Raw genomic sequence first — 11,296 nt, forward strand, 5'->3', positions numbered from 1 at the left:
CAACCGGCGTAGCTAACGCATCGTAAATAGCCACGGCAGGATTGCCGACCGGAGACATCGACCATGCGTGCCCGTTTCGCTCTCGCTGCCCTCGCCTGCTCGGCCGGACTGACGATCGCCATGCCGGCGTCTGCCGCCACCTTCACGTCCGCCCAATATGCGCAGGCCGTGGCCGGCGCGCAGAAGATGCAGGAGCTGAACCTCGTCGTCTTCGGCAACGCCGCCTCGACCTCGGAGATCGAAGGCAAGGCGTTCGTCGGCGGCAACCTGTCGCTCGGCGGCAATGTCGGCGCGGGTGCCGATGCCAATCATCAAGGCTACAAGGTGAATGCGGACGTGGCGACGCTGACCGTCGGCGGCACGGCCAGCGGCGGCATCCACGTCAAGAACGGGATCGGCGTCCCGACCGTGACCGCCAATGTCGGCGTCAATTCCAGCGACACCTATTTCGACGGAACCACGGGCACGCTGAATGCGGGCGGCACGATCAGCGGGCTCAACAATACCGGCACGGGCAATGCCAATGTCGCGGGCCTCAAGACCTCGATCGACAATCAGACGTCGACGCTGATGAGCAACATGTCGACGCTGTCGCAGATCCTGGCGAGCTATACCGCGAACACCACGTTCAATGCGTCCGACCAGAACAATCTGAACTTCTCGACCGCATCGAGCGCGAGCCTGCTCGTCGCCAGCATCGACGGTTCGAAGCTGGCCAGCGGCACCCTGTTCCTGCCGACGCTCGCCGCCGGCCAGATCCTCGTCGTCAACGTCAGCGGCAACGGGCTGACGATGGGCGCCAATCCGGGCGGCGCGGGCAATGCCGACAACCAGAATGTCATCTGGAACTTCACCGGCACCGGCACGATGACCTTCAACAACTGGAACGGATCGATCCTCGCGACCGGCGCGACCGTGAAGAATAACAGTCAGTTGAACGGAACGGTCGTCGCCAGCGTGTTCGACGGCCATGGCGAGGTGCATCTCGGCACATTCTCGGGATCGCTGCAGACGCTGGTACCCGCGGCTTTCTCGGTCTCCGCCGTGCCGGAGACGGCGACGTGGATGATGATGATCCTCGGCTTCGGCGCGGTCGGCGCCGCGCTCCGCGGACAACGCCGCCGCGCGGGACAGCTTCCGACGCGTTGACGCCGTCCAATTTGGCACCTGAACGGCCGCTCTCCCGCCCGGAGAGCGGCCTTTTTATTATGTCCAAAGCGTCCGTTACGCATCAAAATATCTTGATCAAGGCAAGCAGAGTAATTTTATTGCCGGTCAGGGTTTGACAGCGCAACTTTCGCCGCCTAGTGGCACCTCTCCTCCTGCCACACGGATTCGGAAAGCCATGACGAGCGAGCGCAGCGGCGCGGACATATTGATCGAAACGCTGACCGAGCTCGGCGTCGAGGTCGTGTTCGGTTATCCGGGCGGCGCCGTCCTCCCGATCTACGATGCGCTCTTCAAGCAGGACAAGATCCGCCACATCCTCGTCCGCCAGGAAGGCGGCGCGGCGCATGCGGCCGAGGGCTATGCGCGCTCGAGCGGCAAGATCGGCGTCGTGCTCGTCACCTCGGGCCCTGGCGCCACCAATGCCGTCACCGGCATCACCGATGCGCTGATGGATTCGATCCCGATGCTCGTGATCACGGGCCAGGTCGGCACGTCGCTGATCGGATCGGACGCATTCCAGGAATGCGACACGGTCGGCATCACGCGCCACTGCACCAAGCACAATTATCTGGTGAAGGACCCGGCCGAGCTGGAAGGCACGATCCGCGAGGCCTTCCACATCGCAACCTCGGGACGCCCGGGCCCGGTGCTGATCGATCTGCCCAAGGACGTGCAGGTCGCGCAGGCCAGATCGAAGCCGATGCCGGTCCATCCCGGCTATCGTCCGCAGACCGAGCCCGATCCGAAGCTGATCGAGACGGCGGTGGAGATGCTGGCGGCGGCCGAGCGGCCGGTCTTCTATACGGGCGGCGGCATCATCAATTCGGGCCCGGCGGCAAGCGCGGCGCTGCGCGAACTGCAGGCGCTGACCGGCGCGCCCGTCACCTCGACGCTGATGGGCCTCGGCGCTTATCCCGCGTCCGGCGATGCGTGGCTCGGCATGCTCGGCATGCACGGCACGTACGAAGCCAATTGGGCGATGAACCAGGCCGATCTGATCGTGAACCTCGGCGCGCGCTTCGACGATCGCGTGACCGGCCGGCTCGATGCGTTCGCGCCGAACGCGCGCAAGATCCACATCGATATCGATCGCTCGTCGATCAACAAGATCATCCGCGCCGAGCTCGGTATCGTCGCCGACGTTGGCCGCGCGATGGAGGCGATGATCGCGCTGTGGAAGCAGCGCGGCCATAAGGCGCAGGATCTCGACAATTGGTTCGGCCGAATCAACGGCTGGCGCGCGCTCAAGAGCCTCGATTTCCCGAATTCGACGACCGAGATCATGCCGCAGCATGCGATCCGCCGCCTGTGGGAGGCGACCAAGCATCGCGATCCAATCATCACGACCGAGGTCGGCCAACACCAGATGTGGTCGGCGCAGCATTTCCACTTCGAACAGCCCAACAAGTGGCTGACGAGCGGCGGTCTCGGCACGATGGGCTATGGCCTGCCCGCCGCGATCGGCGCGCAGATCGCCAATCCGGATGCGCTGGTCATCGACATTGCCGGCGAAGCCTCGATCCAGATGAACATCCAGGAGCTGGGCACGGCGACGCAGTATAATCTGCCGGTCAAGATCTTCATCCTGAACAACGAATATATGGGGATGGTCCGCCAGTGGCAGGACCTGACCTATGCCGGGCGCTATTCGCATAGCTATTCGGACGCGCTGCCCGATTTCGTCAAGCTGGCCGAGGCCTATGGCTGGAAGGGAATGCGGATCGAGGATCCGGCGGCCTTGGACGGCGGCATCGCCGAGATGCTGGCCTATCCGGGGCCGGTGATGGTCGATTGCCGCGTCGCCAAGCTCGCCAACTGCCTGCCGATGATCCCGAGTGGCGCCGCCCACACCGACATGATCCTCCAGGCCAACGAGGTCTCGGGCGAGATGGACGACGAGGCGAAGGCGCTCGTTTGATCTAAAACAAGAACTAGGTTCCGCTCATCCTGAGGAGCCATTGAGCGAAGTCGAAATGGCGTCTCGAAGGATCCTTCGAGACGGGACTTCGCCAAGCTCAGTCCCTCCTCAGAATGAGCGGTTAGGACATATCAACATCATGCACTTGAAGCCCGAATCCGCCGAGCGCCACACGCTCTCCGTCACCGTCGCCAACGAGCCGGGCATCCTCGCGCGCATCGCCGGGCTGTTCGCCGGGCGCGGCTACAATATCGAGAGCCTGACTGTTGCCGACGTAACCGAGGACGAGGCGATCAGCCGCATCACCGTCGTCACCAAGGCCGCGCCGACGACGATCGAACAGATCATCTCGCAGCTCGATCGGCTGCCCTCGGTGATCCGCGTGCTGGACCTGACCGCGATGGGCCCGCACGTCGAGCGCGAGCTGGCTCTGGTGAAGGTCGCGGGCTCGGGCGATCACCGGATCGAGGCGCTGCGCCTCGCCGAAGTCTATCGCGCGCGCGTCGTCGATGCGACGATCTCGTCCTTCGTGTTCGAGGTGACGGGCGGGACCGAAAAGATCGATAAATTCCTGGAGTTGATGCGGGAGGTCGGCCTCGTCGAGGTCGCCCGGACCGGAATTGCCGCCATCGCGCGGGGCCGGGACGCGATTTAGGTAGGGACATTGCTCATCTCCGTTCGCTTCGAGCGGAGATCGAGCCTGTCGAGATCGCAGTCGAGAAGTCTGGTCCCGCGACGAGGGCCTTCTCGACAGTCGCTTCTCGACAAGCTCGAAGCTGCTCGAAGCGAACGGCTTCTACGAGGAAGACGAAAATGCGCGTTTATTACGATACCGATGCCGATATCGGCCTGATCAAGACCAAGAAGGTCGCGATCGTCGGCTATGGCAGCCAGGGCCATGCCCATGCCCAGAACCTCAAGGATTCGGGCGTACCCGAAGTCGCCATCGCGCTGCGCCCCGGTTCGCCGACCGCCGCCAAGGCCGAGGCCGCCGGCTTCAAGGTGCTGACCAATGCCGAGGCCGCTCAGTGGGCCGACATCGTCATGATCCTTGCGCCCGACGAGCTGCAGGCGGCGATCTATGCGGACGATCTGAAGGACAATCTGAAGCCGGGCAGCGCGCTCGCCTTCGCGCACGGCCTCAACGTGCATTTCGGGCTGATCGAGCCGCGCGCCGACATCGACGTGTTCATGATCGCGCCGAAGGGTCCGGGCCATACGGTGCGCTCCGAATATCAGCGCGGCGGCGGCGTGCCCTGCCTGATCGCGATCGCGCAGGACGCGTCCGGCAATGCGCATGACGTCGCTTTGTCCTACGCCTCGGCGATCGGCGGCGGGCGCTCGGGCGTGATCGAGACGACCTTCAAGGAAGAGTGCGAGACCGATCTGTTCGGCGAGCAGGCCGTGCTCTGCGGCGGCATCACCCACCTGATCCAGGCGGGCTTCGAGACGCTGACCGAGGCCGGCTACGCACCGGAAATGGCCTATTTCGAGTGCCTGCACGAGACCAAGCTGATCGTCGATCTGCTGTATGAGGGCGGCATCGCCAACATGCGCTATTCGATCTCGAACACCGCCGAATATGGCGACATCCACACCGGCCCGCGCATCATCACGAGCGAGACCAAGGCCGAGATGAAGCGCGTGCTGGAAGATATCCAGTCGGGCCGCTTCGTCAGCCGCTTCGTGCTCGACAATCGCGCCGGCCAGCCCGAGCTGAAGGCGGCGCGCAAGCAGGCCGCAGCCCACCCGATCGAGAAGGTCGGCAGCGAGCTGCGCGCGATGATGCCGTGGATCGCCAAGAACAAGCTGGTCGACAAGGCCAAGAACTGAGGCCGTCTCCCCGGGGGCTCAGGCTCCCGGGGATCTGACGACGACGAGAGTCCGGTTCTTCGGACGACGCAGGATCGCGCTCGCCGTTAACCCCCTTTCGCCCTTCTCAGCGCTTAACAGTTTGTTTACAGGCTCCCCTTCGGTCGGATGTATCGGCTGTTGTTGCGAGGCTTGTGATATGCGGATCGTCTTCTCGTCGTTGTTGGCAGCTTGTCTTCTCGGTGGTCTCGCGACGCCGGCCAGCGCGGTTACCACGATCGGCGGCATCACCTTCTCGGACACCGCCTTCGCCGACGCGATCAGCGCGACGCGTCCCGGCATGACTGCGGTCGGCGGCACGCTGAGCCAGGTGCTGACCGACAAGGATCCAGGCACGTTCGCGCGCGGCGAGGCGGGCGACCGGGTCACCTTCTCGTTCCTCGACAATGTCGCGGTGAACGGTGCGGGAAATGACATCGCCTTGTTCGAGCTCGGCGCGCCCGACAGCTTCGACATCACGATCAACGGCACGACCCTGACCTTCGGATCGGTCTTCACCGGCTTCACGGCGGGCGGCTTCAACCTCAACGTCGCGGTCTTTGACCTGAGCGCGTTCGGGCTGATGACGGGCGAGACGATCGACGCGCTGACGATGGGCTTCCCGATGATCGTCGGCACGCGCGCGACGCCCTCGTTGGTCGCCGCGATTCACTCCTCGGCGGTGCCTGAGCCGGCAAGCTGGGCGCTGATGCTGATCGGCTTCGGCGCGATCGGTGCGGCCCTGCGCCGGCGCTGCCCGGCCGTACAGGTACGCTTCGCGGCCTGATCCAGGGTCGGGGAGGCGCGCCTGCCCCCGGGGAGCTGCGACGCTTCGACCCGGTAGCAACGCGTGCTCGGCCTCTCCCGTCGGAGAGGCGATGTCGCTTTCTAGCGGGCGGCGACCAGCGACTTGCGGACGGTGTTGAGCAGGAAGATCAGGCTGAACATATTTCGTATCCCGAATAGTTTCGCTGCGGTGCAGCATGGCCGGCTTCTCGCGGAGCGGCGCCAAACGGTCAAATGCTCACAATCATGCGGCACATGCATAAAGCGCATGCAAAGGTTGAGGCTTCTTAATGTTTCGGCCGTCGCGACAGGGATCAACAGCTTTAGGGATCCCTTGTGCACCGCACAAAGCGGTGTCTGGCCGGCCTAAGCGAATAGGATTCGGCTTCCTACCACGGTGCGGAACACCTGATCGGGCATCTCGGCGATGGCGGGCGCGAGGAAAGCCTCGCCGGTGCAATGGCCGGGCAGGATGTAATCGGGCTTGAGCGCGCGCATCAGCGCCAGCGTGTCCAACGTCTGCGCCTGCGTCTGGGGCGGCACGAGATGGAAGCCGCCGACGATCGCATGGACGCGATCCACGCCGGAGACCGCCTGCGCCGCGCGCACCGTGTTGATGATGCCGCGATGGCTGCACGAGGCGATCACCACCAGCCCCTTGCCCCTCATGTGGAAGGCCGTGCCCAGTTCGTGGACGGCATCGTCGACGAAGACATCCGCGTCGCGGCGATCGGGATCGAGATCGGCGCGGCGGCAGCCATCACCGGGGAGCATCGCGGTCGGCACCTTCGGGCGTTCGGGCGAGACGAACGGTATGCGTCCGGTCGTGCAGGCGACGCCGCCGACGGTGGCGGACGCGGGCGATATGCGAACATCGATGCCCGCCGCGTTCAGGTCACGCCGATCGAGCCGCCCGAAGCTCGGCCCATCGGCTGCGGTGCCACGGATCCGCGCGCAGAAAGCCTCCTCGCCGCCGACATAGAGCGGCGTGCCGCGCTTCACCCGGCCGAGCAGCGCCGGCAGGCCGCCGAAATGATCGTAATGGCCGTGCGAGAGGACCATCGCCTCGATCGTCGCGGGATCGACGCCGAGGATCGCCATGTTGCCGGCCAGCCCCTCGGGCGTGTAGCCGAAATCGATGAGCAGGCGGTGCGCCGGCGCGGTGCCCGCGGTTGCCTCTGCGAGGACCGAATAGCCCCACTCGCCGCGCAAGGTCAGTTGGTAGGAGGACGCCGCGCGCTCGGGCGGCAGGATCCGGAGGCCAGGCCGTTCGACGGTCTGCGCGAAGCTGGAGACATTGCTGTCGGCCAATATCGTCAGCTGCAGACGATCGATCTGCGGGACAGCGGGCGGAGCCCCCGCGACGCGCCAGGGCAAAGCCGCCGCCAGCCCCGCACCGATCATCGTCCGCCGTGTCAGCATCGCCCGCCCCCCTTGTCCGAGCGGCGTCCTCAGCGCCGCAGCCGCTCGATCGCCTGCGCCAGCGCCACGTAGAGCTTGCCCATGTCGGACGAGAGCAGGGTCACGCCCATCGCCGCGCCTTCGCGCACCGCCAGCACGCGGCGGAGCATTGCCTCGAAATCGTGGACGTAGCGATTGACCTGCGCGCGGAATTCGCCGTCGTCATTGTAGCGGGCGATGATCGCCTTCGCGTCTCCGCTCTCGATGAGGCGCACCGCGCGGCGCGTGAAGACGCCGCGGTCGCCCTTCAGATAGGCGCCCCATTCGGCGTCGGTCGGCTCGTTCGAGAAGATTTTGGCGACATCGATCGCGGTCGAGTTGAGCGCCTCGATCAGCAGGCTGACCTGGCGCGCGAAGCCCTGCTCGTCGGTGGCCGAGGCCGCAGCCTGATGCTCGGCGATGCGCGCCTCGACCGCGCGCGTCGTCTCGGTCAGCGTTACGAGCTGGCGGGTCAGGCGCTCGGAGGATGCCGTCGCGGCCTCGGTCGCCTTGGCGGACGCCGCCTCGACCTTGCCGATCTCGGCTTGGCCGACGCCGTCGAGCGCCTTGGCCATCGCCTCGGCGCTCGCGCTCGCCAGTTGCTGCGCCGCCTCGGGGATCGCGCCCGCGAGCGTCTCGCGCGCATGCGTCGCCGCCTGTGCGGCCGTCTCGCGTACGCGCAGCAGCGCATCGACGAGCTTGACCGAGGCGCCTTCGGTGAGCGCGGCGATCTCGCGATCGGTGCGCGCGACGAGGCCCTCGAACGACGCGACCTGATCGCGCATCGCGGCGAGCTTCTCGTCCGCCTGCGCGGCGAGGCGGGCCATGCGCTCGTCGCTGAACACATCGAGCGCGGCGATCTGGTCGCGGACCGACGCGATCTTCTCGTCCGCCCGATGCGCGAATGTCGCGATCCGATCGTCGCCCGCCTCGGCCATCGCCGCGATCCCGTCGCGCAAGCCGGCGACCTTCGCGTCGGCCTGCGTGGCGAACCGCTGGAGCCGCTCGCCGCCGATATCGATCAACGCGCTGCTCTCGGCGAGCTTGCCCTGCAGATCCTCGGCGGTGCGGACGAGATCGTCGGCGCGGGGGCGCGCCGCCTGCAGCATCGTGATCGCGTCATCGGCCTGCGCACGCAGGCGGGCGAGCGTCTCGGGCAGTTCGCGGTCGAGCGTCTCGTTCGCGGACGACGCCTGCTGGCGCAGCGCGATGATATGGCCGAGCGCGGTCTCGGCATTGTCGCCGCTGCGGCCGAGCAGGCTGCCGATCTTCTCGCCATGATCGGCGAGCATCGCCAGCGTCTCGGCGAGATCGGCGACCTGCTCCGCGCCCTTGTCGCCCAATTGCTCGAAGCGTCCCTCGACGCTGCCCAGCGCCTGATCGAGATGACCGAGCAGCCCGCGCGCGGCGGCCTCGTGCTGCGCGATGCGGTGGCTCGTCTCTTCGATGCGCGCGCCCAATTGATCGAGCCGCAGCGCCAACGCGCGCGCCGATTCATCGCCCGAACGGCCGAGCATGTCGCGCGCCTGCGCGACGATCGCCGACAAGGCATTGCCCTGTTCGGAGACGCCGCGCCGCACCTGATCGAGCGCACCGGCGGCATTGGCGAGCGCGCTGTCGGCGGCGTCGCCTAGCTTGCTCGCGGCTTCGAGGATGCGGCGGTCGGCGGCGGCGGCGCTGCCCTCGATCCGTTCCAGCTCGATCGCGAGGCGGCGCGCGGCGGCGACGCTCGACTGATCGGCGGTGCGCGCCTGAAGCTCGATCGCGGTGAGGTTGGCGAGCAGGGCATCGCTGCGCGCCTCGGCATCCTGGCCGATCGCGCGCAGATGATCGCCGAGCGTGCCGGCCTGCGTCGCCAGAGTCGGCAGATCGCTCATCATCACGCCGAGATCGGTGCGCGCTGTGGCGGTCGCGTCGTCGAGCCGGGCAGCGACATCGGCGACGACGGCGGCGTCCCCGCGCAGGGCCTCGCCCGCGCGACCGAGCCGTTCGCTCGTCTCCTCGCCCATCCGGACGAGGTCCGCGCCATGCTTGGCGAGCCCCTGGCGCGCGGTTACGATCCGGCGATCGACGAGCGTCAGCAATTCGGCAAGGCGCAGGGATTCGATGCGCAGCTCGCGCGCCGAGCGGGCGTAGCGCGTCGCCTCGGCACGGCCGGTGCGCAGCATCACGAGCGCGAGCAAGGCGATCAATGTGAGCGGACCCGAGCCGACGCCGATCCAGGCGGCGGCGCGCGACGCGCCGAGACCGCCCGTGGGCAGGGTTGCGGCGACCATCATCACGAGTACCGCGATCCACGCCGCGGCGAGCAGGAGCATCGCGCCGACGAGCACGGCTTCCTTCCAGCGGCGCGGGCGCTCGGGCTCGATCGCGGCCTCGCCCAGCCAATCGCTGTCGCCCAGCGGAAGTGCTGCCTGCACCTCCTCCGTTTCCTCGATCGGCGTCTGCCGCCAGCTCGCCCCGCCTGCCATGCGATCATCCTATCAGCTTCGTGGCCACGGGGAAGCGTTACCGCGACTTTGCGTGTCGCGCGGATCGCCCCTACACACGATCGCGAATGAAGGGGGTACACGCATGACGCTGGCTGCGCTCGTCGCAGCCTTCGATGTCGAGGCAGGCGCCCCGCGCGCCGCGCTGCCGCTTGCCGGCGTGACGCTGGTAGAACATCAGATCCGTCGCCTGGCCTCGGCCGGCGCCGAGCGCCCGATCCTGCTAGTCGAGCAGATGGCACCCGCGCTCGCCGCGCCGCTCGCGCGGCTCCGCGCGGACGGGATCGCGGTGAAGGTCGCGACCAGCATCGCCGCCGCTGCCGATCTGCTCGCCGCCGAACCGCGCGTACTGATCCTGGCGGATGCCTGCCTGCCCGATCGCGCGCTGATCGAGCGGATCGCGATCGCGGGCGTGCCGAGCATCGCGGTCGTCCTCGACCTGCCAGAGCATGCCGCGTTCGAGCGGATCGATGCGGAGCATCGCTGGGCGGGGATCGCCCTGCTCGACGGGCGGCGCATCGCCGAGGTCGCGCAGATGGTGGGCGACTGGGATCCGATTTCGACGATGCTGCGCAGCGCCGTTCAGGAGACCGCGGCGCGGATCGAGGTCGGGCGCGACGTGCCCGTGCTCGCCGGATCGAGCGAGGCGCTGCATGCGGCCGAGGCGCGGCTCGTCGCCGCCTCGCGCGAGGCGGCGCGCGGGTGGAGCGACCGTTTCCTCGAGGCGCCGATCGCGGAGGCGCTGCTGCCGCAATTGTTCGCGCGAAGCATCCAGCCGTCGCTGCCCGCATTGCTGTCCGCCGTGCTCGCGATCGGTGGCGGGCTGGCAGCGACCGGCGGCTACCGCTGGCTTGCGCTGGTGCCCCTGCTGCTCGCCGGACCGCTGGCGCGGATGGGGCAAAGGCTGTCGCTGATCCAGGCGCGACGCGTGCCGGGCGCGTCGTGGCTGGCCACGGCGCGGCTGGCCGGGCGCGGGCTCGCGGGGCTCGGGCTCGGCTGGTGGCTGATGCGCGGCGACGGCCAATGGGGCTGGCTGCTCACGGCCGGGCTGCTGGTGGGGCTGATGGCGGCTCTGTTCGCTGCGCGGGGCATCGTCGCGTGGCTGGGCGATGGTGAGGATCCGGAATGGCTGGCGACGCCCGCCGCTCTGGGCTGGGCGCTGCTGCCGTTCGGGCTAGCCGGACTTTGGGGCTGGGGCCTGGGCGCGATCACCGCCTATGCGGGCGCGAGCTTCGGCTGGACCCTGGTGCGCGCGTTGCGGCTGGCGCGGTAGCGCAGTCACATTTTCGTCGCGATTCGGGCCTTTGCTGGCGCGCGAAGGCATCTCCGATGATCGGTGCGACCGTCTTTCTGATCCTGCAGGCGACCGTCTACGGACCCGCGCTCCCGGTGAAGACCGTGGCACCGGCCGCGCCGACCGAGGCGGCGACTGAATGCCCGCCGTCCGAAACCGGCGAGATCGTCGTCTGCAAGCGCCGGCGGGCGACGCCCAACCAGCGGCTGCAGGATCGGACCGCCGACGCCGAGCCGGATCAGCGCTTGAACCTCAAGCTCAGCGACAAGCTCGGCGTCAAAGGCGGCGGGCCGGTCGGGAGAAACGGTCAGTCCGTGGGGGTCGGCGTCCGGCTGGGTTTCTGAAGGC

At 67.6% G+C, this 11,296-nt stretch carries 9 protein-coding genes; 7 read left to right on the forward strand and 2 right to left on the reverse strand.

The features are described from left to right. The first annotated feature begins 63 nt into the window (after positions 1 to 63). From Q4F19_RS18945 to Q4F19_RS18965, 5 genes are all read left to right on the forward strand, one after another. Positions 64 to 1,149 carry a collagen-binding domain-containing protein gene (locus Q4F19_RS18945; protein ID WP_303546001.1) on the forward strand — a complete coding sequence of 362 codons (1,086 nt, stop codon included), beginning with the start codon at positions 64 to 66 and terminating at the stop codon, positions 1,147 to 1,149. Between the two features lie 196 nt (positions 1,150 to 1,345). Next, on the forward strand, positions 1,346 to 3,088 hold the full coding sequence (ilvB, locus tag Q4F19_RS18950) for a biosynthetic-type acetolactate synthase large subunit (protein ID WP_303546003.1): 1,743 nt from the start codon (positions 1,346 to 1,348) through the stop codon (positions 3,086 to 3,088). Positions 3,089 to 3,227: 139 nt separating this feature from the next. Beyond that, the gene (gene ilvN, locus Q4F19_RS18955; RefSeq protein WP_303546005.1) at positions 3,228 to 3,743 is read left to right on the forward strand and encodes an acetolactate synthase small subunit; all 516 of its coding nucleotides are present in this window, start codon (positions 3,228 to 3,230) and stop codon (positions 3,741 to 3,743) included. A 53-nt stretch (positions 3,744 to 3,796) separates the two neighbouring features. Next, positions 3,797 to 4,921, forward strand: coding sequence for a ketol-acid reductoisomerase (ilvC, locus tag Q4F19_RS18960; protein ID WP_303546097.1), 1,125 nt, complete (start codon positions 3,797 to 3,799; stop codon positions 4,919 to 4,921). 178 nt (positions 4,922 to 5,099) lie between these two features. Beyond that, positions 5,100 to 5,726: a PEPxxWA-CTERM sorting domain-containing protein gene (locus Q4F19_RS18965; RefSeq protein ID WP_303546007.1), complete on the forward strand. Its 627-nt coding sequence runs from the start codon at positions 5,100 to 5,102 to the stop codon at positions 5,724 to 5,726. A 365-nt stretch (positions 5,727 to 6,091) separates the two neighbouring features. On the opposite strand, the gene Q4F19_RS18970 is transcribed toward Q4F19_RS18965, so the two are convergent. Both Q4F19_RS18970 and Q4F19_RS18975 read right to left on the reverse strand, forming a co-directional pair. Continuing rightward, entirely contained in the window at positions 6,092 to 7,147 is a 1,056-nt protein-coding gene (locus Q4F19_RS18970; protein WP_303546009.1) for an MBL fold metallo-hydrolase, read from the reverse strand. Between the two features lie 29 nt (positions 7,148 to 7,176). Next, the gene (locus tag Q4F19_RS18975) at positions 7,177 to 9,636 is read right to left on the reverse strand and encodes a coiled-coil domain-containing protein (RefSeq protein WP_303546011.1); all 2,460 of its coding nucleotides are present in this window, start codon (positions 9,634 to 9,636) and stop codon (positions 7,177 to 7,179) included. A gap of 103 nt (positions 9,637 to 9,739) precedes the next feature. Here Q4F19_RS18975 and Q4F19_RS18980 point away from each other — a divergent pair, with 103 nt between their 5' ends. Next, positions 9,740 to 10,927 (forward strand): hypothetical protein, encoded by a 1,188-nt coding sequence (locus Q4F19_RS18980; RefSeq protein WP_303546013.1) that lies wholly within the window; start codon positions 9,740 to 9,742, stop codon positions 10,925 to 10,927. Positions 10,928 to 10,983: 56 nt separating this feature from the next. Then, positions 10,984 to 11,292 (forward strand): hypothetical protein, encoded by a 309-nt coding sequence (locus tag Q4F19_RS18985; protein WP_303546015.1) that lies wholly within the window; start codon positions 10,984 to 10,986, stop codon positions 11,290 to 11,292. The last annotated feature ends 4 nt before the right edge of the window (positions 11,293 to 11,296 follow it).

This window comes from Sphingomonas natans, assembly GCF_030546695.1.
Taxonomy (GTDB): Bacteria; Pseudomonadota; Alphaproteobacteria; order Sphingomonadales; family Sphingomonadaceae; genus Sphingomonas_I; species Sphingomonas_I natans.